We start from the raw sequence: 23,574 nt of genomic DNA, 5'->3' as shown, positions 1-23,574 counted from the left end.
ACACCTTTATTATTGTTGGTTTTTGTTGTTTCAAACTAATCGAGAAGAAGGGGCGTGCTGCTATGCAGTGCCGTAGGCATCGCACTATTATTGAGGAATTAATTTAATTAAACTTCTTAAGGTCGCATTAACGGATTCCGAATTAGGAAAATATTTTTTAACATCAGGATCAAGAATAATTACATCATTTTGCGCTGGAAAATGTTCAACCGTTTTTGTTCCATCTTCATGATGAATAGTAACGCTATGACCTTCCCGATACTGTTGGTAATATTTTCCGCGAACAGGATTTTTAAGTTGACTTAAATCATATTCTTCTCGCAAGTCATCTTCTAATTCATCTTGGATTTTCTCGTTCATAATATCTCCTTTCTTTGGGTGTAACTAATCTTGCACTAATTAAACGAATTTTATGATCACGATCCGTATAAGAAACAAATAGAAATTTACCTTGATCTGATCAACCTATTATAAGATAGCGATTCTCTCCTGTAGAATGGTCAGGATCATCGAAATTTACAGCTAAGGGATCATCAAATACGGTGGATGCTTCTTCAAAAGAAATGTTATGTTTTCTTTGATTTATTTTTGCTTTCTGTTTATCCCATTCAAATGCTAGTTCCAACTCATTGCCACTTTGCCAACTGAAACATATCCCATTATAGTATATCCTGATGGCGGAATAACAATTTTTCCTCTGCGATCGCGTCTTCCTAAAGTTTGACCAATAGAGAGATATATAAGCGATCGCCGTTGATAGTAAAAGGTATGTCACCGCAGTAACACACCTTTATTAGTGTTGGGTTTCGTTGTTTCAACCCAATCGAGAAGAAGAAGCGATCGCAATTTAGCTATCTTGATCCTCAACCTTTTCAATAATCCAAAATTCATCAACATCTTTTTTAGTGGTTAAATAAAGACCATTACTAACAAGATTCTGGTCTTTATAGTATATATTCTTAAAATAAACTTGATCCCCATCTTGGATGAGTTTATCATTAGGATTATTTTTAAAAATTTGCCAATTTTGTTGTTGGTAGTTTGTTTCAGTAGAGTAGTAATAACAGCTTGGGGTTGTCCAAGCACCCAAGACGTTATATTTACCGACAAATTCCTCAGTAGATTTGATTTGAACAATCATTCCATTCTCAACATTGCCTATCCCACCTGTAAATTCTAAGGCAATTTTACCTGTGTTTCCCAATCTGGGATAATATTGTGATCCATTTAATCCCAAAGATTTATCTGCACCTACGATATATTGACCATTTTGATTTCTTAAATAGAATTGATCACCAAACTGAACAGATTTAGATATGGGGGGTTTTGGTGATGATAAACCTAGTTTAGTAGAGGTCACACCTAGCAACAGAGGCAAGGTACTCTTGACTGGACCAATCGTAATTGTGTTGCCACTATCTTCATACAAGATATCGGATTTGCTTCCATAGGTTGAGCACTGAGAACTCCCAATATTAAACGAGCCTATTGTAATTAATTTTTGACTATTTAGAGAATTTTTTGCCGACTGGTAAGCCTTATTATTAAGTCTAAGCTTGATCTGTGGCTGAAAGCCAACAATAATTTCAGTTGGTAGGAGACTCATTGAACCATTTTTTCCGAAAAATGAAGGATAATCAGACTTAAGTTTGTGACAATAGTTTGACACGATACTTTTATCAAACCATACCCCAGGTGAGATAGAGAATGTTGCCAAACCGATAAAACTTATCGTCAATTCAAATTGTTCATCCCACCAATTATCGTCACTGTCAGAATTGGAAAAATTTAGAAAATTAGGAAAGGTAGAAAAATCAAACGGAATTTCATTAAAATATGGTTCTGAATCAATAACAGAGTTACTTTTTTTAATAGTAATTGTATAGCCAGCTTTTTTATCATCAGCACTTGCAGCTTGCCATTCTTGATACTTGGTTGTAAAACCATCAATAGAAAAAGCTGGTGCATAACTTTCAACTAATGTAGAATCAGGTGGGGGTGGAGTTTGGCCGGGTAACGTGGTCGTTCCCCCTGCTGATGCTAGAGATCCTGTAATAATAGGCATATTATAGGAATTTTTATCTGTTATGTCGGCTGCTCCCCCTGTAGGACTTACTGCTTTTCTAGCTTCTGCAATGACTGAGTAACCATCACCATATTTTTGTTTCATTAAGTCTTCATATTGGATAATTTTAGCGTTTAAACTATCTTTAGCTATACTGTAAGCTGGGTAAAACTGATTAATATAATCCCCAAAAGTAATGTTTTCGCTTGCTTGATTTTTATAAGTATTGTATTTTTCTCTGGCCTGAGTATCAATATCATTAAATTTGCTTTGTGAGTCCATCAGGCTGTTATAGGCTTTCTCAATTTCGCTATCTAGTTGAGGATCAGGATCCCCGTCTAAGTCAATAGAATAGAGAAAAAGAGTATAGCTAGTTAATAAACTATTGTTAGAGGAGTATCGGGTACTCCAAGTTGGAATAGCATTCCCTATGTCAAATACTTCTTTGTTGATGATCTTTGAATTTGCATTACCAAGATCAACAACCAGTGTTGTTCCAGCCAAAGAAATAAACTGAGTTTCTGTGTCAAAATTACCATTAGTTACTAATTGAAGTAATTTGATAGCGTATTGTTGAAAAAAGTTACTAGACATTATCATATTCTTCTTTGGTAGAATTCAGATCATGTTATTTGAATTGAATGTCTATCCGAGTAGATTAAATTCAACCTATCTGATAGACATCCAATCAAGGGTGTGTATTCCTATGAAATAGTTACCTTGTTACAGAGAACTCCGATGATTTGTGGCACTGTAGATACGACAGGACCAATTGTAAAGGAATTATTACTGTCGTTAAAAGTAACCTTTGATTTATCCGAGTAACTCGACTCGCTCACACTTCCAATAGTAAATGGTCCAAACTTGTAAGCAATATTGGCTGATTGTTGGAATTGGGATTTGAAATTTGAGTAGTCACTAGCAGAGACTGTCATGGTAATTTTGGGCTGAAAACCAATCAAAACTTGAGCCGGAATTCGTGCTAGTGTTCCATTTTCACTGAAAAAGTTGGGATGACCTTGACGAAGGCTATTACCATAGTTTTTGACGATGCCTAGATCAAACCAGAGATTGGAAAAGATGGGGAAGAGACCAGATCCTAAAAACTCGACTTCAAAGGAAAAATTACTGGCAGTATAATCGAAGGTCTGCTCTTTATAGGATGCCTGACCAGAGACATAGACAGCAGTAAACCATCCAACAGGGAAACGAGCATTCGCTGCTGCACTCCAACCAAAATCACTCCAGTTTGCCGCACTGGATGAAGCATCCAAACGAATCTTTAAGCCATTAAAAACAGGTGGTTGCTGTACACTGTATGTCTGCCATTCTTGGTACTTTGCCGTAAAGGCTGAATCGAGTGTGAATCCGGGAGCATAGGTTGAAATCAATGAACTTGGTGTGGTGGGTGGATTTTGACCGGGAAGCACGGGCGCACCACTCCCTGCTGGTGCAGAACTACCAAGTTTTACGGGCATATTCAGAGTATTTTTTAAGAGTGCTTGCGCTCCATCAAAACCTGCTTTACCTTGTGCAGCAACAATGGTCTGATAGTCAGGACCATACGCCTGTTGCATTAGTTGATTATATTTTGATTGTGCCGCATCCAATGCTAATTTTGCCTGACCATAGGTAGGGTATTGGGTTCGCACATAATCTGGAAAAGAGATTGCTGAATCGATTGCTTTATAGGCAGTCCAAGCAGCAACTGCTTTAGTTTGAACACTGATGTAATTGTCTTGAGCAGGTTGTATTGCACTAGCAGCAAGATTAATTTGACTTTGTAAGTTGGGATTAGGATCTCCTTGGAGCTTGATCCAATTGAGAAATGAGAAATATGAAGATATCAAGCTACTGGATGGTGTGTAGGCCCCCCCAGCGGCAGGAATAGTATTACCAATCTCAAAAACGTTGGCATTAATAATTTCTGTATCGGCATTGGCTAAATCAACATTAAGCGTTTGTCCTGCCAATGAAAAAGTCTGAGTTTTCGGATCGAACTGTCCAGAAGTGGCTTGATCTAATATCGCTTTAGCATATGCAGACCAAGCATTTTGAGAAGTTAAAGCCATGATAAATTTTCTCCGTTATATTTGAGAGTTTTGTCGTTTTTTACACCCTCAAGACATTCTCAAAAATCTATTCGTGAAATTTTCGAGTTAGCCATAGTGCCTTAAGCAAAATGCCTTGTCTTTGGGGTTAAAAGTGATTTGTTTAATCACCTTTGATACCAGAATAAGTTTTATTTTGAGTAATGGCAATCTCTAAAGTTAATACTTTTCTAATAGGTTTTTTTGAGTAGAATATTAACTTTTATATGAGATTTATATTAGATTTATATTAGATTTAAAGGGTCACTTTATAGTATGACTCCCTAATTCCTTAAGTAGAACTAATGAATTAATCTGGCGACTAAAATCATCAAAACCCTTTTAACCTCTGACTTGTAGCGGTTTTAGGGGATGAAAAGAAGGCAGCAAAAAAGCGATCGCAATTCTTGAAAACAGACAGCGATCGCCTTCTTCCTTGAATAAAGAGATGCTATGATTAGATGATGAGTATAACCTTCCAATTAGTTCTGGCTTTACTTTCCCGTGGGCAAGTCAAAATATCAGCCCATGGCTACGATGAACTAGCAAATGACGGTATTCTGGTAAGGGATGTGATAACAGGTATTAGAGAAGCTGTCATTCTCGAAGATTACCTGGAATATCCTAAAGGGCGTTGTGTGCTAGTCTTACAGAAAGATAGTCAGGGTAAACCCGTTCATGTGGTTTGGGGTATAGCCAAGAATACCGAATCGCCTGCTGTTCTAGTCACTGCCTATAGACCTGATCCAGCACGTTGGTCAAGTGATTTTACAAGGAGAAAACTATGACAAAAAAGCCTCACATTAAACTCATCCACATTGGAGAGTACATGGCTGAAGTGGAAGTCGAACTGATTGAGACTCCCGAAGGATGGTCGCCCTATTTATCATTAGAAGACGCTCAAAAATTAGATGATGTCCGGGAAGCCCTTCGTCAAGGTGATCTACAAAAAGCTTCCAATTTAGCACATCTTTACAAAATTACCCCTCTTACCGTTTAACTAAACTTTGACAAGAAAAAATTAAAAAGCGATCGCTATTCCTCAGAACAACACAGCGATCGCCTAACCGATAATTCTTCCCGAAGAATACGACGTAAATCGGACTGAGTGAGCGATCGCTCAGAAGGAGATTGGATATATTGTTTTAAAGCCTCATTAATTAGGGTTTGATAACCCATTCCTGCGGTTTCAGCCTGTTCTCGAAAATAAGCTAGAATCTCATCATCTAGATAAATGGTAATGCGTGTTTTTCCCTGAGAGGAAATGAGCGCCCCTCGTTTTCCTTTAGAAAAATCATATTCCTTTCTCATAAGTTTTTCTCTCTTGTTTTGTAGCACGACGAGCAGAAATCAAGCGAATGACTTCACCCCGCAAAGTATAAATAACCACTAATAGTGATCCCATGTTTCCCATCCCCACTGCAATAAAACGTTCTTCTGTTATACAATCGGGGTCAAGATCATGAATAGCGAGGGGATCAAAAAACACCATTTCAGCTTCTGCAAAGGAAACACCGTGCTTTTGCCAGTTGGTTTTTGCTTTTCTGGGATCGTATTCAAATGACATACATACATTATATGTATTTTAGAAGGTTGAGTCAAGCTCAAAACCCCTTCAGAGTATCACACGGATCGCCTTACCTTCCCACTTAGAGGGGTATTCAGGGGGAATGACAACTGTGCCATGATGAAGAATCATTTTAAATTCAATCGCTTCCATTCGTTAAGTTTAATAAAGTGTTGTGTCAAGTTTAACCCAATCAATCCATGGAGTTTTAGGGGATGAAAAAAAAGCCTAAAAAAAGGGACCGCTTTTTCCCAATCAAATATAATTTAGGTAGAAAATTGCCGAAAAATCGCTATGCTCAACGGGTACAAAATTATTGATGCTGATTCCCATGTCATTGAACCCCCCGCAATGTGGGGAAAATACCTAGAACCTAAATTTAGGGAATTTGCCCCTTCTGCTGACATGAAAATCAAAGGAGAACCGATTAGTCAAAAAATCTCCCCACAAGTCCAAGCAGAAGGGAATAAGCAGATGATGCAAGCTCATCCCCACGCTTATCTCAATCGCTATAACCCAGAGTCCCATGTTCAATCTATGACACAAATGGGCATAGATGTGGCTTTTATTTATCCTAATTACGGACTGTGGTTATTTGCCATTGATAGCCTACCCGCCGAAGTGATGGGGGCTTTTGTCCGTGCCTATAATAGATGGTTATATGAAGAATATTGTAGCTATGACCCGGCTAGACTGAAAGGAGTCGCTGCAGTCAATCAACATGATCCCGAAGATATGGTCAAAGAGCTACACCGCATGGCAAACTTGGGCTGGAAGGCGGTTTTTTTGCGCCCTAATCCCGTTAAAGGCAGAATTTTGAGCGATCGAGCCTATGAACACTTTTGGGCGGCCTGCGAGGATTTGGACATGGCTGTAGGAATTCATGAAGGCACTCATAGCCGCTTACCCACCACTGGTGCAGATCGATTTAACACCCGTTTTGCCCTTCATGCTTGTTCTCACCCCATGGAGCAGATGATGGCACTGTTAGCCTTAATTGAAGGGGGGGTGTTAGAACGTCATCGGAGGCTGAGGGTGGCGTTTCTAGAGTCAGGGTGTGGTTGGCTTCCCTATTGGTTATGGAAGCTTGACGAAGAGTATAAAAATTTACATTGGGAAGTCCAAGATCGGGTAAAATTACTACCATCGGAGTATTTCCGCCGTCAATGTTACATTGCAGGGGAACCCTCTGAACCTTGTTTGGCTCAGGTCATTGATTTTATCGGTTCTGATAACTTAATCTTCGGGTCTGATTATCCTCACATGGATCATCAAGCTGATGGGGTAAAAAAAGTTATAGGACTTGAAGACAACTTATCTCGGGAGATAGTTAAAAAAATCGTTTGGGAAAATCCTCAGCGATTTTATTGTTCAATTTAATTTCTCAAAAAGGAAGCACACTTATGTTTGAAACTCGTAGCTTATTCTACAAGGCAGAAAAAGTTAATGAAGCCGCTCATCAAATGAAACATAAATCCCCACACATTAATTTTTTACAGCATCTTTATCAACAGTCAAAACAAGTTTCTCAAATTATTGCTTATATTTGGCGATGGGCTGATGAAAATGAAGAGAAATACGCCGAGCAAAAGAGAGTGGCCAATCTCTTAAGGACTTATTTTGAACATCCGACCTCAGACCAAGGAAAGAATGCTGATCACCTCAAAAAATTGTTTGGAGCTGATCCCACCCAACCACTAGAAACCGTTGATGAATCTGATCCAGCTTATTTACTGAAACAAGTCTTCTTTCCACAAGGTAATCCACCCGATGAATATATTTTTCCAATCTTTGATAAATATGAACTGGGAGAGCAAAACCCAAGCTTGGGTTACTTATTTGAAGTGACGTATAGTAGCTTTATTGGTCAAATATTGGATGCAGATAACAATGCACCAGAGTTGTTTAAAATGATTATTCCCTATCCACCTGAGCCGTCATGGGGAAATGCCACTTTAAATGCAGATGATTTGTCCGACTGGATATCAAACCGGACAAGAGGGGAGTATTTTTCCACAAATCCTTATATTCCGACAACTTGTTCCTAGAAGCCTTACAAACTAAGTAGGGAGGCACAATTATTTGTAGGATGGGTTAGCGGTAGCGTAACATAATCGGGGGTTGGGTTTCATGCTTCAACCCAACCTACGTTCATCTTATATTTAATTCCACCCACCTACTTAATTGAACAAAAATAAGAATTGCTCGCCTCACCTCAAGGGTGAGGATTTTATCGTTAAATTAGTCAAAAAATGATTATTAAAGATCCTCAGAACCTTTTATCCGATCTGACAATAAATACTTCTATCTTTTCAGATAGAATTCTTGAGATTCCCTCCCATAATATTCCTTTGCATCCTCATAGTATCAAAAAATTGCTAATGACGGCTAAGGATAAATATGCGGTTGTTGTCTTTCAGCCAACTTTACCCATTCTTTCAGATTTGGGTTTGCCTAGTTATCCTATACTAGCGTATTTATATCCCCAAGAATTAAGTGATATTTGGCATCAATTACAACCCCACATAGAGACATTCCTAACAAGCAAAACTATTCAACCTCAGCCTATTCCATTAGTTTTACTATCGGCAATAGATAGAGATGAGCAGTTACATTATTTTAGTTGTCATTATGGAAAAGCGATCGCACCTTCTTATGTCAGAGTTGTTGTTGGTAACACTTGTAATCTTAAGTGTGTTATGTGTCCCTATCATAGTTCTTCGATAAAGTCTAATCATACTACAGATTTTTTTCAAAAGAAAAAAGTCATGTCTTGGGAGATGATGGAGAAACTAGCAGCAGACTGTGGAAAAGCAGCAACTACCATTGTAATAGGTAGTGTTGAAGAACCATTACTTCATCCTAAACTTATAGACTTTATTCAACTTTGCCGACAGCAAGGTGTTCCAAAAGTTCATCTAACTACTAATGGTCAACTTCTGAATAAAACTTATATTAAAGCTCTGTTAAAATCGGGTTTAACCAGTATTGATATTAGTCTTGATGCGGCGACTCCAGAGACTTATTTAAGAATTCGAGGTGGAGATTTAAGCCAGGTCGAATCCAATACAATTGATCTGTTAAGAATTAGAGATCAGTTGGGTATTGACTGCGAAATTAGAACCTCTTTTGTCAGAAATTACAATGTTAATCTTGAGGAAGAAGAAGCATTTTTAAATCGTTGGTTATCAAAAGTTAATAGTGTTTTTATCCTTAATATTGCTGAATATCAAGAAAATAATATGCGACTAAAAAAACACAATCAAGGGGTACAAAAATCCCTCCAATATTATCAACAAAAAGCGCAAGGGCGCTGGACTTGTTTATTCCCTTTTCTGGAAATGGCAGTTTTACCCAATGGCAAAATCTACTACTGTATAGAAACCTTATTTAGACTAGGTTTTGATCAAGAGATTGAAAGTTTAGGGGATTATAATCAACAAACTTTACAAGATATTTGGTCGGGAGAGTTATTCCAGCAACTACGACAAGATTTAATTCTTAATCAATTAGAAAAAAGAAGAGCTTGTCAAGACTGTGAGATGTGGAAATCGCAAATAATTGATCAAGAACTAAAAGATGGATACTCAGTGCTAACCACAACGGTGACAGAAATTTATTCTCAAGTCTGATCTAAGAGTTTAATGGACATTTTTCTGCTCAAATGCTAGAAAATAAGTAAAAACGTTATTAAAAAGTGAGTTATGAAAGATTATCAACTAATCACAAAAATTTATGAAAGTTCTAGTTCTCTAGTCTATCGAGGTATTTTTAAGGCAAATGCTCAACCGATTATTCTTAAAATTCTTAAAGAAAATTATCCAACTCCTTCAGAGATTACCCGTTATCGACAGGAATATGAAATTATCCGTTCTTTGAACATAGACAGTGTTGTTAAAGCTTATGATTTACAGCGACACTATAATAGTTTGATAATGTTTTTAGAAGATTTTGGAGGTCGATCTTTAGAGTTATTGCTATCTCAAGGTAAATTAAATTTGGAAAACTTTCTTTTGATCGCTATTAAAATAACTGAGGGGTTAGCTGCTATTCATCAGGCTAATATTATTCACAAAGACATTAACCCATCTAATATTGTCTATAACCCTGAAACCGAACAACTGAAAATCATTGATTTTGATATTTCCACCCGTTTATCCCAAGAATTTTTCACAGCTTGTCCTCCTAACCAATTAGAAGGGACTTTAGCTTATATTGCCCCAGAACAAACAGGAAGAATGAACCGAGGTCTAGATTACCGTAGTGATTTTTATTCCCTTGGAGTTACTTTATATGAACTTTTAACCAATCAATTGCCCTTTGAAACCACCGATCCTATGGAGTTAGTTCATTGTCATATTGCCCAACAACCTTTACCTGTTCATCAACTCATTCCAGAGATTCCCTTAACTCTCTCTAATATCATTAACAAACTGCTCGCAAAAACCCCAGAAAAAAGATATCAAACTGCCTTGGGTATTAAAGCTGACTTAGAAATCTGTCTTCATCAATTAAAGACGTTAGGACAGATTGCTCAGTTTTCTTTAGGTGGTCAGGATCTGACTGATAAATTTCAGATTTCTCAAAAAATATATGGTCGAAAACGGGAAGTTACTCAACTTTTGAAGGCTTTTGAGCGGGTTAGTCAAGGAACCAATGAAATGATCCTCATTTCTGGCTATTCAGGGATTGGGAAATCAGCTTTAGTTCATGAAATTTACCAACAAGTTACATATAAGCAAGGGCGATTAATTAGAGGAAAATTTGATCAGTTACAAAGAGATACTCCTTATTCAGCTATTTCTCAAGCCTTTCAAATCTTAATCCGTCAACTTCTAGGTGAGCCAGAAAATATCCTGCAAGCTTGGAAAGAGAAAATTTTGGAAGCATTGGGTAAGAACGGTCAAATTATTATCGATGTTATTCCCGAAGTTGAAAAAATTATTGGCAAACAGCAACCTGTTGAACTATTAGGAGGAAGTGAAAGTCAAAATAGATTTCATTTATTTTTTAAACGATTTGTCAATGTTTTTTCTCAAAAAGAAAATCCATTAGTGATATTTATCGATGATTTACAATGGGCAGATTTACCCTCTTTAAACTTAATTGAACAATTAATATCAGATTCTGACATTAAATATTTTCTGATAATTGGAGCCTATCGAGATAATGAAGTTAGTTCGATTCATCCTTTAATGAATACTTTAGAGAAAATTCAGCAATCACAAGTTTCTGTATCGAAAATTACTCTTGCTCCTTTGCAGATGAAGCACATTAATCAATTAATTGCTGATACCTTAAGTTGTTCGATAGAAGTTACTATGCCTTTGGCAGATTTGGTGACACAGAAAACAGGTGGAAACCCCTTTTTTATCGCTCAGTTTCTCTATTCTTTATACCAAGATGGTTTCATAATATTTAATCCTTCTTCTACTAAATTGGAAAATAATAAGCAAAGTTATTGGCAATGGGATCTTACCGAAATTAAAAGTCTATCAATTACCGATAATGTCGTTGATTTAATGACCCATAAAATAAAAAAATTAGCTCAAAAAACTCAAAATATTCTAAAATTAGCCGCTTGTATTGGTAATCAATTTAGTCTAGAAGCTCTTTCTATTGTAAATAATACATCTCAACATATTACGGCTCAACAACTACAATTAGCCCTTGATAAAGGGTTAGTAATACCATTAGATAATAACTATAAACTAGCTCTACTCTGGGATTCAAAAGAATTATCGAGGCAACTCTTAGAAACTGAAACTTTGGGTGGGTATTCTAACTATGTTTCCTATAAATTTTTACACGACAGAGTGCAGCAAGCAGTTTATTCTTTAATTCCAGAGGAAGAAAAGAAAAGGACTCATCTACAAATTGGTCGCCTACTGCTAAAAAACATTACAGACGATGAATTATTAAACAATATTTTTGAAATTGTTAATCAACTTAATGAAGGTTCTGAGCTAATTACTGAGCAACAAGAAAAAGATAACTTGGCAGAATTAAATCTTAAAGCTGCTAAAAAAGCTAAAGCATCAACTGCTTATGAAACAGCATTAAAGTATTTAGATTCTGGTCTCAGTTTATTAACAACTAATAGTTGGAGTGAGCAGTATCAATTGACTTTAGAACTTCATGAAGAAAAATTACATTCTCTCTTTCTTAATACAGAATTTCAGCAAATTTTATTTTATTCAAATATCATTATTAACCAAGCTAAATCGATCTTAGATAAAGTCAAAACATATCAGATAAAGATTGAATTTTACTATGCAAATTTTCAACCTGATCAGGCGATTGATACCGCTTTAAAAACTTTGAAAGAACTGGGAATTTTAATTTATAGAAGAAATGGCAAAAGTAATATTAATCAAAGCATTAATAAGTCCTTAAATTTAATTCTACAAAAAAGGAAAATTGACGATTTAGAAAGCCTTCCTGTTATGACTGATCCCTATAAGCTTAAAGCCATTCAAATCTTACAACAAATAATGTCTTCGACGGCAACTACTGATCCCCTATTACATATAAAAATAATCCTCAAACAGATTGATTTATTTATCAACCATGGAAATTCTCCTGAATCAGCAGCAACATATAGCTACTATGGAATGATATTATGTGGCTCTATCAATAATTATAATTTAGGATATGAATTTGGTAAATTAGCCCTTAAATTGCTCGATAAATATAATATTCGTCAAGTACAAGCTCTTATTATACAGACACATTATGGATGTATATATCACTGGAAAGAGTATCTGAGAAATAAAGAGATCGATAACGAGTTACTAAAGAGTTTTCAAATCGGTTTAGATGTAGGGGATAACCAGTTTGCCTCTTATGTAGCTATAGACTATTGTATTTATAGACTGTTGGGAGGTTATCATTTGGAAGAAGTTGAACAGGAATATATCAAGTATAATCGAGTTATTAAAAAACTCAAGCAAACTTTTTCCTCTTTTTACCAAGAAATTTCTTATAATATAGTCAATAATTTACAAAAAAGCTTAAAAAAAGAAATTGCTTTATTTGTCGGTAAATCCCCTGAAGAAGAAAATGCAGTTTTAGACCAATTAAATCAGACTAACAATGAATGGTTACTTTTTCTGATTTACTTTGCTAAACTATTATTATTTTATCTTCTTAAGATTTACAAGTCGGCAGTTACTTATGGAGAAAGAGGACTTCAATATATTTCAAACCCAACTATAAACTCATTTTTGATTTCTCCTCAACATAATTTCTATTCATCTTTGAGTTTTCTAGCTTATTATCATGACACAGAGCAAAATGATCAAAGAAAATTACTACAACAAGTAGATAACAATCAGAAAAATATGGCAAAATGGGCAAGTCATTGTCCAGCAAATTTTCAACATAAATATGATTTAGTCGAAGCAGAAAAAGCGAGGGTCTTAGGTCAAAATTGGGAAGCTCAAGAATTTTATGAAAAAGCCATTCAAGGAGCAAAAAAATACGAATTTATCCATGAAGAGGCTTTAGCTTATGAACGTGCCTCTGAATTTTATTTTACTTTAGGTAGAGAAGAAATCGGGAAATTATACCTCAGAAATGCCTATCATTGTTACATTCGTTGGGGTGCAAAGGCCAAAGTTAAACAATTAGAAGAAGAATACCCTCAATATTTATTAGGTATCAGCAATGAAAACAAATCTAAAGGACTGAGTACCACTATTTCAACTACTGGTAATGATGGAGCAGTTCTTGATTTAACCACTATTCTCAAAGCCTCACAAGCAATTTCTGGAGAAATTAAACTGGAAAATCTCCTAACAAATTTAATGAAAATTGTCATTGAAAATGCAGGAGCGCAGAAAGGTTGTCTGATTTTAGAACAGGAAGGAAATTGGGTCATTGAAGCTCAAGGAACAATTGATCAAGAAACTATTAATATCTTACAATCAATTCCCATAGAATCTATCGACCATGATAACTCAATTCCCATTTTACCCACTAGCATTATTAATTATGTCGCTCGTACAAAAGGAACTATCGTTTTAAATGATGCCACATCTGAAGGTCAATTTACCAACGATTATTATATTGTGGATAAAGAAACTAAATCTATTCTTTGTACTCCTTTACTCAATCAAGGTCAATTAAAAGGAATTGTTTATTTAGAAAATAATTTAACAACAGGCGCATTTACCTCAGAAAGAGTTGAACTATTAAATATTCTAGCAGCTCAAGCTGCTATCTCTATTGATAACTCAAGACTCTATCAAACCTTAGAACAAAGAGTAGAAGAACGGACAAAAGAACTCACAAACACTTTAGAGGTACTGAAAGCAACTCAAGCAGAACTTATCTTTGAAAATGACCTGCTTAAAAGTGCTGAACAACCTCCCAAATTTGTCTATCAAGTGGGGGGAAGTTTACCGATGGATGCGCCGAATTATGTGGTTCGACAAGCCGATCGCAATCTTTATAAAGCTCTCAAACAAGGTCTATTTTGCTATGTTTTAAATGCACGTCAAATGGGAAAATCTAGCTTAATGGTGCGGATGATGAGCCAATTACAAAAGGAGGGAATTAGATGTGCAGTAATTGACTTAACTCGGCTAGGAACAGACAATATTACCCCCGAACAATGGTATAAAGGATTAGCCGTTGATCTGCTCCGCAGTTTTGGATTAATCAAACAATTGAAAACTTTTAAAGCTTGGTGGAATGAACAATTAGACCTGCCTCCTGTACAACGATTAGGACAATTTATGGAAGAGTTTCTTCTAGTTAATGACGATTTTAATCAGCGGCAATCTAGACAATCGACTGTTATATTTATTGATGAAATTGATAGCATTTTAGGGTTAAAATTTGATGTCTCTGACTTTTTTGCTTTAATTCGTTCTTTTTATAACCAGAGAGCGATTCAACCTCAATTTCAAGAGCTAACTTTTGCCTTTTTTGGTGCTACCACACCTTCAGCTTTAATTACTGACCCCCAGAAAACACCTTTTAATATTGGTAACGCTATTGAATTAGCAAGTTTTAAAGAACACGAAGCTCAACCTTTATTATATGGGTTAACAGAAAAAGTCAGTAATCTTCAGACAATGCTCAAACAAGTCTTAAGCTGGACGGGAGGGCAACCTTTCTTAACTCAAAAACTCTGTCAACTGATGCGGGATAGTGAGCAACCAATCCCCTCTAATCAAGAAGAACAATGGTTGGCCAACTTAGTAGCAGAAAAAATTATTCAAGATTGGGAGATGCAGGATCAACCCGAACATTTAAAAACCATTCAAGATCGCCTTCTTCAAAGTCCAAACCGACCCCAGTTATTAACCTTGTATCGACAAATCCTCCATCAAGAACCAATACAGATTGATAACAATCCCTATTTACCTGAGTTATTTTTATCTGGATTAGTGGTAAAGCGTCACGGGAAAATGGACGTTCATAATCGGATTTATCAGACGATATTTAATAATGATTGGCTTGAGCGATCACTGTCTTAATACCATGGTTCAAAAATTTATTTATACTGAACCAGTATATTGGCTTATAAAGTACTTTTGATACAACTGACAACTGACAATTGCTTTATTTTCTCTGAGTTTAATTAAACCCATACTATTAAGTTTATAAGCAATAATTGGATCGACTATTATTGGTTGATTCCCTTGACAAATCTGTTGAAAAATACCGGCAAGTTCGGGTTGTTTTTGTAAAGTGACCCAGTGAAGCTGTAAATGAGAGGAATAAATTCCCGTTGATGTAGTTGCTGATTTGATTAAATCTGGCATCGTGATTTGCTCTTGGCTAAGATGATAAATCGCTAAATGAATCAAGGCAGGATGTCCCCCCACTAAGTCGATCAACTGTTGAATTTCGTTGGTTGCTAATTCATTTAATTGATATTTTTTTGCCAATTCTGCCACTTGTTCTTGACCAAAACCCTGTAACTCTATGGGTAATCCCACATTAAAAGGAGACTGTTCTAATCGCAGAGAAACATAAGATTCTGTGGATTGAACAATAATTAAACGTAATTTCTGCCACAGGGGAGATCGCTTAGATTCTTCATAACAAGCTCTGATTAAAGGTAAAAAATCTTCTGCTACTTTCGGATGTTCAAAGACTCGATGCACTTCGTCTAAAGCCAATACCAGTGGCTGTTTTATCTCTCGTAAAATATACTCTTCAAAATAAATTGTCCAACTCATTTTAATTCCTATATCTTCATCCCAATAATCATCTAATTTGGCTTCTAAATTCAACTGCCGAGCGCAATTACGGCAGATCCAGCGTAAGAACTTGTTAAAATTTGCTATGATGTCTTGGTCTGCTTTTTGTAAATCTAAACTAACAATTTGATAACCGAATTGCTGTTGACAAGCCTCTAAAATTGTTAATAATAAAGACGTTTTCCCCCATTTTTTGGGAGCTTTAATGCGTACTAACGCCCCAGATTGTCCGATTTCCTCGATAATTTTTGCTTCAAGTTTTGTTCGTTTTAGATAATAATAAGAATTATAGTGAACAGGAGCATCTGGGTATTCTGGACGCTCATTCTGGGGATATTCATTACCGCAATACTGAAGCGATGTGGAGTTGGTAAAATGAGATTGTAGTCTAGATAAAAAATTTTTTTTATTGATCGTTTCTCCGATCAGTTGCGAGAGTCTATCATAGAGTCCTGGGGCAACTACATTGGCAAGATAGCTGCTACTATAACCATTTTCTTGGGCAATTTCTTGATAGTTCTTTTTCTGCCAAAGTCCTCGCAATAATAATTGTTCTGTGTCATTGAGACAGCGATTCTCAAGCTTGAGCAGTTGCCCATTAAGAATCTCTTGGATTTCCTCGAATTTCATTATTTTTGTCCAAGGTAAGAAGATTTGAAGAAATAGATTATTTGATTTTCCAGTTCCGTTGCAGCCAGAAATATTGAATCTTGACATAACGGCAGCGATTCAAACTGGAATTGGTATATTTGACAAACAAGCTGACGAGAACCAGCAACCGACAAAATTGTGCGACGGCAACACCGAGAGGGATTAATTTCCCCCCTTGCTAGGAAATTATAGCATTTCTTGTCAAGGTCAATTACACGGCGAGCAATTATCTCTTGATAATTTCTATCAAAACCCCTAAGTCTTCAGCGTCTAACTACTCGATAATCCTATTAAGAATTAATTCGGAAAAATCCTCACAGGAGTTGACTAGACAGGGTTTGAGCAATCAGATGTACTGCATTTAAACTGCCTATTGAGAATTTTAGTACAGTGGCTGCTCCCAATCTTGCCAACAACGGTTAACAGTTACTGTTCATCCCTCAATACACTTGCTCCCAGAGCTTCTAGGGTTTCTTGCAGCATTTCAGCGCGAGATACATTACCCTGATCTTTCAATAATTGTAGGCCTTTTTGCCAAATCTCGATCGCTTCATTATAACTACCGAAAACTATATAAGCAACCCCTAGATTTTGGTAAATAGTGGGATTATCCGGGTTTAACTTGAGAGCTTTTTTATAAGCTTTAATCGATTCTGGTAGCCGGTGCAGTTGTTTGAGAACCAGTCCTAAATTATAGTAACCATCGGCATAGCTAGGATCAATTTCTACGGTTTTCTCAAATACAGATAAGGCAGTTTCGTATTTTTCTGCTTCGTATAATAACCCACCGAAATTATTATAAGCACCCAGTTTTAATTTATCTAAAATTGGCTGCTTAATCGCTTTAATAAAATTATCGGCTGATTGCTTAAATTCCTCTACTGAATAATAATAATTAGCGAGATGATAATACAACTCGTATAAAATATGCGGATTAGAGCCATGGCATTTTAAACCGTGTTTGAGCAGCTTAAAACCCTCTTTATCCCTGCCAATCTTCAGATATAACCCTCCCAATTTACTACACACATAGGGATCGTGAGGATGTTGCTGATAAAAACCCTCCATCGCTTTTCTTGCCCGTTCAAACTTATCTAAGCTGGCTATTTTATCGACGGTGTAACCGTAGTGAAAGATAGCAATTTCTGGCAGTTCAACTATTTTCCAATTAGGCTCTTTTTTTAATAAAATAGCCACATTATCATCAATAATTGAGTGATAGGGACGGGTAAAAGTGACCTGAGGATGTCGGCGAAATAGCCGCGAAATTAGAGAATAAGGTGATTGTATGGCTCCGATTTCATGGCGGATTAAATTAATCACTAAATTTTCCTCTTTTTCCATTGCCCGACGCATTTTCGGTACGATAGCCGGATTTAATTCCTCATCGGCATCAAGGACTAAAATCCAATCGCCAGTAACATATTTTAAAGCCTCATTTCTGGCATCGGAAAAATTACCCCGCCAATCGTAGCTAGGAACTATGGCACTGTAACTTTGAGCAATAGCGATCGTATCATCGGTCGAACCCGTATCCATAACGATCATCTCATCCACCACCCCTTTAACGCTATCCAAACAGCGCCGGAGATTTTCGGCTTCATTTTTGACAATCATGCAGAGACTAAGTTTAGGCATAACTTTACTCACTCTAGCGGTCAATCTTGAGGGATAGCGGCTAATCAATAACCCACTGATTAGCGCTCACCGATTATCGATCATCCTCTGAGTCTACCTTAAACCGTTCTACCGAAGAAAGCAGCTCCCGGGAGATACTCACCAATTTTTGCAGAGAACCCGCCACCCGTTGGGATTCTTGGGAAGTTTCCTGAGCAGTTAACTCCACCGACTGCATAACTTGGGCGACATTGAGGGAATTTTCCCGTTGTTTAACCGTATCGGCGGTAATCGATCGCACCAGCGTATCGATGCGGTTAGAAACTTGGATAATATCTTCTAGGGACTTCTTCGCCTGTTCCGAGCGCTCGGTGACATCGATAACCTGTTGAATCCCTTCCTCCATCGCCATCATTACCGAACCCGTTTCCGATTGAATCTGTAAAACGATCTGTTCAATTTCCTTAAGAGATTTAGCGGCTCTATCGGCCAACTGACGCACCTCATCGGCCACAACCGCAAAACCCCGGCCCGCCTCTCCTGCTCGCGCCGCTTGAATCGAGGCATTAAGAGCCAATAAATTGGTCCGCGAGGCAATCTGAGAGACTACCGCGACAATTTTCGAGATTTCCTGGGAAGCTTCCGCCAAACGCTTCACTTTTCGCGCCGTTTCTGATACTGTGTCGCGGATTTGCAGAATTCCCGCCACGGTTCTTTCCACGGAATCACCCCCCTTCAGGGCGGTAATCGAGGAAGTGCGGGCGACTTCTTCGGCTTCTCTGGCGTTTTCTGCCACCCGTTGAATTGAGTCGGTCATCATCTGTACCGAATTAAGGGTGACGGCCAATTCCTCCGCCATCCGCAGGGCATCGCTAGACTGATTGCGGGCGAAAGATTCACTATTGGTACTGCCTTGATTCACCTGTTTTGCCGCTTTTTTCACCTGTCGGACAATTTCGCGCAGGTTTTGGATCGTCAAATTAAAAGCATCGGCCACCGCCCCTAAAACATCGGCGCTTACCTCCGCTTCCACGGTCAGATCTCCCCGAGCCGCTCCTTCCACATCATCGAGAAGTCGAATCACTTGCCGTTGTAAGTCTTCCCGTTCCCGTTCCGTTTCGGCGGCGCGGCGTTGGGCTTCCGTGGTGGTAATTACCACCACCCGAGCCATCTGATTGAAACGATTGGCCAGTTGACCGAATTCATCTTCCGAGTAGATCGTCGCTTTAGCGTTAAAATTACCTTCCGAGAGATGATCGAATTGGCTTTGCAGATCGTTGAGACTGCGCTTAATCTGACTAATTAGCAACTGTAAACCTAGCCAAGTCAGGGCAAAGGTTCCCAATCCAGTTAATAACATCATTGCTGGTTTCGGTTGACTCCAAGGAGAAAGGCTGGCTGGTGCTGGTGGTATTGGGGCTGGTTTGGGGGCAACTTTTGCAGAAAGCCAAGAGGTGGTGCTAACGGCAAAAATTAACACCACCGGGGTAATACCCGCTAAAGCCGCTAAAATTAATTGCTTTTTGCCTAAAGAAGCGTTGACAAAAAAGCCTAATTTGCCCGGATTGACTTCCACCACTGGCTTGAGCAAGTGCTCGGAAGCATGGGTAAGATGACTATCTCTTTTGTCATTGGGGATTTTTAGACTAGAAGGATTAAAACTAGGCTCTCCCACACCAGAACTGGCATTAAGGCGCGCACCGGGTTCGGGGAGAAAACCACCACTTAAAGCTTCCCCCCCCGAACCGGTAAATAGCTCCCAGTCCCCCAGTCCTTGAACCGTATCCGTCAGAGCCAGTGGGGAAAAACCGTCTAAATCCTCATCATTGAGTTCTGGTTGCCCAAAATCTCCGGTTTCGTCTTCCTCGTATCTTTTTTGAGTGACTCTGCCCTGATTAAGGCCAGTTTTTGCCCCTTGTGGGTGGGTCGATTCCAGGTCAATGGCAAAAGTGCTTTCTTCTAGGGTATCCCTATAGGATAACTCCTGATCTCTACCGGTCAGGGGATTTCCCCCCAGATCAGAGGAAACCATAAAAGTGGCTTCTCCCGTTGACCCTAACTCACCGTCCCACCCTTCCTCCAGCGAGTCAATCTCCGCCGCTTCTAAAAAGGGGAAAGGGGCTTCCCCCTCCGCCGAATCGCTAGACCACTGGGAACCGTGAGAGCCAGGGCCCGGCAGGGTAAGGGAACTAAAGGCGGTTTCCTCCGATTCCTCAAAATCATCGTCATAGGAATGGACTTTACTTACCGTAGGCTCGCTGGGATCCTCCTCATTGAAAAGACTACTATTCCAATCCAGCCCTTTATTTTGTCCATCGGGGTCAGCCCCTTGCGACTTCCTGGGGCGAGAATGGTTAAAACCTTGACCTAGATCGAACGCTGCCTCGCTGTAGGCAATGCTTTCCGTAGCAGCGATCGTAAAATCTCCCTCCTCGGCTTCAAAACGCAATTGCCGAATCTGATCGAGACCACGCTGGGCATAATCGGCTAGATCGGAACTATTGGGAGAATTTTTAGCCAATTGCAGCACTTTTTCGTAACGCTCCTCCGCCAATCTGTATTGTTGTAGTCCTAGATGAATGTGACCCTGTAAAAGCATGACATTGGCATCCTCGGGATACTTGCTGATCATCTCTTTGACAATGACGGCGGCATCCTCAAGGTTGCCCTGGCAATAGGCGGTGTTAGCCTTTCTATAGAGTTTTGCGTATTCTGTCCCTGACGGCATTTGCCCCTCCCCTAGTAAAGTTAAATGAAGTAGTTAGTAGTTTCAAGAAAGAATTCCTATAAATCCTATTCTGCTATTTTTTTCAGGTTTTAAGCCGCCCAACGGGCAGAACGGAGTATGGCCAGATGATCGAGTAGTCCTAAGGTTTTTTTTGATTCTTGGCCCAGAATCCACTCCCCCTGCACATAGGGGGCGATCTGAGCGGGAATACTGGCGGCACTACCTAGTTTATCTGGGTCGAGCCATTCCATATCTCCCAAACGTTCCACCGCTAAACCGAGGATCGTTTCCTCTTCTTTGAGCGCAATTATGGGAATTTCGGCTCGATCGGTGTTTAAGCGGCTGCTATCCCCCAAAAATTGCCCGAGATCCGCCACCCAGATCACTTGACCCCGGAGATTGATCGTGCCGAGAAGCAAGGGTGAAGCATTGGGAATGGGGGTAATCCGATCGAGTGGTTGCTGTATTACCTCGCCAATGCCCACGGCACTAAGGGCAAACTCCTCCTGAGAGGGCAGATAAAATCGCAAGTACAGTTCACCGACGGGAGTTTCTAATTCCTGATTGTCGGGGGCGATATCTTGAGCGTTACCAGTAAAAAAATCGGCGTTGTTAAGCATGAGTTTAGTTCTCTTGCAACTAATAATTCGGGCGGCGTTTTTAGCTGTCTTGACCTATACCATAGATACACTGTCTCTGGTGAGGGCGATTTTATCGGCGCAACAGTTGTTTAATGGTATAAATGAACTCAATCGGTTCAAAGGGCTTGACAATGTAGGCATCGGCTCCGATTTTCATGGCCCAATAGCGATCAAAGACTTCCCCTTTCAAGGAACAAATGACCACCGGGACATTTTTGGTTTTTGGATCCGACTTGAGACGACGACACACCTCATAACCATTCATGCGGGGCATGACGATATCGAGGAGGACGAGATCGGGATTGGCTCTCTGAATATGTTCGAGGGCTTCTACCCCATCCGTGGCGATCGTGACCTTGATGCCGCTATTGCGGAGTAGATCACAGATCAGTTCCCGTTGCGTTTGGCTGTCTTCTACCAGCAAGATTTCGCTCATAACTCCCTACCTAGCTCGGCTGCCAAGAACAACAATGGCAAAAGATGCCCGATAATAGTCCCCTTTGACCGGATGCTCGGAAATTGCTCTCATTTTTGCCTCCAACGCAATCTGAAATTTATCAGGGGTTTCCCTCTAAACAAGGACTTGATTCACCCTTTCGGGTTTCATCTCTATAGTTCCCAATTCTACCGGTGAACTACTCTCAAGGTGGTTGAGAGCTTCCTATTTCACGGGGGATTCCCTCAAGACGGACTTACGCCCAGCTTTTGGTCTTACATCCCCTCTATAGGCAGTATCGCGCTTTTCCTAACGATAAGTACCTAAGCAAAATTAATTACACATTTCGATAAAGCTTTTGCCTCTTGCCTATTGCCTCTTGCCTGTCTTCACTAGGAAATTTATTTTGCATGACTACTTAATATCCCTAAGGCTTCATTTCTGATATTTATCGCCGCATTTATGTCCCGGTCATGGGTTGTTTTACAATGCACACAAGTCCAATTTCTAACCTCAAGCGGCAAACTACCCACTTGATTTAGACAGACATTACAAGTTTTAGAACTAGGAAAAACCTATCAACTTCGGTATAAGTTTTTCCTTGCCATTCTGCCTTGTATTTAAGCATTGTACAAAACATTCCCCAACCACAATCACTAATAGCCTTAGCTAAATTATGATTGCATACCATGCCTTTGACATTGAGATTTTCTACCGCAATAACTTGGGTTTCGTTAACTATCTGACGGGATAGTTTGTGCAGAAAATCCTCACGACATCTTGAGATTTTAGAGTGAACTTTAGCTACTTTACCTCTAGCTTTTTGACGGTTGTTACTTCCTTTCTTTTTACGCAATAGCTTTTGTTGTTTCCTTTTTAGGTTACGTTGATGTTTGGCTAAATGTCTAGGATTATCATATTTACTGCCATTGCTGGTAATAGCAAAATGATTCAGTCCTAAATCAATTCCTATGGCTTTACCTTCTATCCCCCCGTCTTCGTCACCACCCTTATCAAGGGGGGCAGGAGGGATTGTCCATCATCAACTAAAATAGAAGCGTAGTAAGTACCTAGGCAAAATTATTTACACATGACGATCATTGCCCCGTAAGGGTTTTAGCTCGATCGGGCAGGTAATTAATTTTGCATGACTACTTATTTACCGTCTGGGTTTTTTGAGATAGTAACAGTTTTAATTGTTCCTGCAAATTCCCAGTGACGAACACAATAAACCAATCCAATTTTAGGAAGCTTTAGATCTGACAGGGGGACAAGAAGGCTGAAATCCATATAGCATAAGCTTTTCATGGTTTTAGCTCGAAAAAGTTCGCCGCACCATCTCTCACTTATTAAGTACCTAGGCAAAATTATTTACACATGACGATCATTGCCCCGTAAGGGTTTTAGCTCGATCGGGCAGGTAATTAATTTTGCATGACTACTTAGGGTTTGCTGAATAAATATGAAATGTAGGCGAGGTAAGGACTTTAGGGCCTTTCTCGCAAAACCTTGCACCTGTTTTGCGAGAATCGTGGTTCAAAACCTTGCCTCTTCATCAGCGA

At 38.8% G+C, this 23,574-nt stretch carries 16 protein-coding genes and 2 pseudogenes; 6 read left to right on the top strand and 12 right to left on the bottom strand.

Annotated elements, in window-relative coordinates; all coding sequences use genetic code 11:
- Nucleotides 1-87 precede the first annotated feature (87 nt).
- The 4 genes and pseudogenes from EWV66_RS20485 to EWV66_RS20470 form a co-directional block, all read right to left on the bottom strand.
- Nucleotides 88-360 carry a hypothetical protein gene (locus EWV66_RS20485; RefSeq protein ID WP_002799473.1) on the bottom strand — a complete coding sequence of 91 codons (273 nt, stop codon included), beginning with the start codon at nucleotides 358-360 and terminating at the stop codon, nucleotides 88-90.
- Nucleotides 338-625, bottom strand: a pseudogene (locus EWV66_RS20480) (BrnT family toxin). Before EWV66_RS20480 ends, EWV66_RS20485 begins: the two are co-directional and overlap by 23 nt.
- A 222-nt stretch (nucleotides 626-847) precedes the next feature.
- Complete coding sequence (locus EWV66_RS20475; protein WP_052276778.1) at nucleotides 848-2,659, bottom strand: hypothetical protein; 1,812 nt, start codon at nucleotides 2,657-2,659, stop codon at nucleotides 848-850.
- Nucleotides 2,660-2,769: 110 nt separating this feature from the next.
- Nucleotides 2,770-4,137: a hypothetical protein gene (locus tag EWV66_RS20470; protein ID WP_052276777.1), complete on the bottom strand. Its 1,368-nt coding sequence runs from the start codon at nucleotides 4,135-4,137 to the stop codon at nucleotides 2,770-2,772.
- Between the two features lie 482 nt (nucleotides 4,138-4,619).
- Between EWV66_RS20470 and EWV66_RS20465 the strand changes: the two genes are divergently transcribed.
- Together EWV66_RS20465 and EWV66_RS20460 are read left to right on the top strand one after the other, a co-directional pair.
- Nucleotides 4,620-4,943: a DUF4258 domain-containing protein gene (locus tag EWV66_RS20465; RefSeq protein WP_287107262.1), complete on the top strand. Its 324-nt coding sequence runs from the start codon at nucleotides 4,620-4,622 to the stop codon at nucleotides 4,941-4,943.
- Nucleotides 4,940-5,155: a hypothetical protein gene (locus EWV66_RS20460; protein ID WP_002757627.1), complete on the top strand. Its 216-nt coding sequence runs from the start codon at nucleotides 4,940-4,942 to the stop codon at nucleotides 5,153-5,155. Before EWV66_RS20465 ends, EWV66_RS20460 begins: the two co-directional genes overlap by 4 nt.
- Nucleotides 5,156-5,190: 35 nt before the next feature.
- Here EWV66_RS20460 and EWV66_RS20455 read toward each other — a convergent pair whose 3' ends face one another.
- Nucleotides 5,191-5,466 carry a BrnA antitoxin family protein gene (locus tag EWV66_RS20455; protein ID WP_072924724.1) on the bottom strand — a complete coding sequence of 92 codons (276 nt, stop codon included), beginning with the start codon at nucleotides 5,464-5,466 and terminating at the stop codon, nucleotides 5,191-5,193.
- Nucleotides 5,450-5,722, bottom strand: a complete 273-nt coding sequence (locus EWV66_RS20450; protein WP_287107261.1) for a BrnT family toxin — start codon at nucleotides 5,720-5,722, stop codon at nucleotides 5,450-5,452. Before EWV66_RS20450 ends, EWV66_RS20455 begins: the two co-directional genes overlap by 17 nt.
- 294 nt (nucleotides 5,723-6,016) lie before the next feature.
- On the opposite strand from EWV66_RS20450, the gene EWV66_RS20445 reads away from it, so the two are divergent.
- The 4 genes from EWV66_RS20445 to EWV66_RS20430 all read left to right on the top strand — a co-directional run bounded on the left by EWV66_RS20445 (nucleotide 6,017) and on the right by EWV66_RS20430 (nucleotide 15,210).
- Nucleotides 6,017-7,102 (top strand): amidohydrolase family protein, encoded by a 1,086-nt coding sequence (locus tag EWV66_RS20445; RefSeq protein WP_287107260.1) that lies wholly within the window; start codon nucleotides 6,017-6,019, stop codon nucleotides 7,100-7,102.
- A gap of 23 nt (nucleotides 7,103-7,125) precedes the next feature.
- Complete coding sequence (locus EWV66_RS20440; protein WP_287107259.1) at nucleotides 7,126-7,770, top strand: hypothetical protein; 645 nt, start codon at nucleotides 7,126-7,128, stop codon at nucleotides 7,768-7,770.
- A gap of 204 nt (nucleotides 7,771-7,974) precedes the next feature.
- The gene (locus EWV66_RS20435; protein ID WP_052276775.1) at nucleotides 7,975-9,354 is read left to right on the top strand and encodes a radical SAM/SPASM domain-containing protein; all 1,380 of its coding nucleotides are present in this window, start codon (nucleotides 7,975-7,977) and stop codon (nucleotides 9,352-9,354) included.
- 72 nt (nucleotides 9,355-9,426) lie between these two features.
- Complete coding sequence (locus EWV66_RS20430; RefSeq protein WP_287107258.1) at nucleotides 9,427-15,210, top strand: AAA family ATPase; 5,784 nt, start codon at nucleotides 9,427-9,429, stop codon at nucleotides 15,208-15,210.
- Nucleotides 15,211-15,231: 21 nt separating this feature from the next.
- Here the strand turns inward: EWV66_RS20430 and EWV66_RS20425 are convergent, their stop codons facing one another.
- The 6 genes and pseudogenes from EWV66_RS20425 to EWV66_RS20400 all read right to left on the bottom strand — a co-directional run.
- Nucleotides 15,232-16,569, bottom strand: coding sequence for an AAA-like domain-containing protein (locus tag EWV66_RS20425; protein WP_287107257.1), 1,338 nt, complete (start codon nucleotides 16,567-16,569; stop codon nucleotides 15,232-15,234).
- Nucleotides 16,570-17,016: 447 nt separating this feature from the next.
- Entirely contained in the window at nucleotides 17,017-18,228 is a 1,212-nt protein-coding gene (locus EWV66_RS20420; RefSeq protein WP_052276772.1) for a glycosyltransferase, read from the bottom strand.
- A 73-nt stretch (nucleotides 18,229-18,301) separates the two neighbouring features.
- Nucleotides 18,302-20,935 (bottom strand): methyl-accepting chemotaxis protein, encoded by a 2,634-nt coding sequence (locus EWV66_RS20415; RefSeq protein ID WP_072924739.1) that lies wholly within the window; start codon nucleotides 20,933-20,935, stop codon nucleotides 18,302-18,304.
- An 89-nt stretch (nucleotides 20,936-21,024) separates the two neighbouring features.
- The gene (locus EWV66_RS20410; protein ID WP_002757615.1) at nucleotides 21,025-21,555 is read right to left on the bottom strand and encodes a chemotaxis protein CheW; all 531 of its coding nucleotides are present in this window, start codon (nucleotides 21,553-21,555) and stop codon (nucleotides 21,025-21,027) included.
- Nucleotides 21,556-21,646: 91 nt separating this feature from the next.
- Nucleotides 21,647-22,012, bottom strand: coding sequence for a response regulator (locus EWV66_RS20405; RefSeq protein ID WP_002785387.1), 366 nt, complete (start codon nucleotides 22,010-22,012; stop codon nucleotides 21,647-21,649).
- A gap of 416 nt (nucleotides 22,013-22,428) precedes the next feature.
- A pseudogene (locus EWV66_RS20400) lies at nucleotides 22,429-23,083 on the bottom strand (RNA-guided endonuclease InsQ/TnpB family protein); the annotation flags it as partial.
- Between the last annotated feature and the right edge of the window lie 491 nt (nucleotides 23,084-23,574).

Origin of the sequence: Microcystis sp. M_OC_Ca_00000000_C217Col, assembly GCF_007095585.1 — a bacterium.
Lineage (GTDB): Bacteria > Cyanobacteriota > Cyanobacteriia > Cyanobacteriales > Microcystaceae > Microcystis > Microcystis panniformis.
The sequence above is the reverse complement of the archived record's forward strand: the minus strand, read 5'-3'. Positions and strand labels throughout refer to the sequence as shown.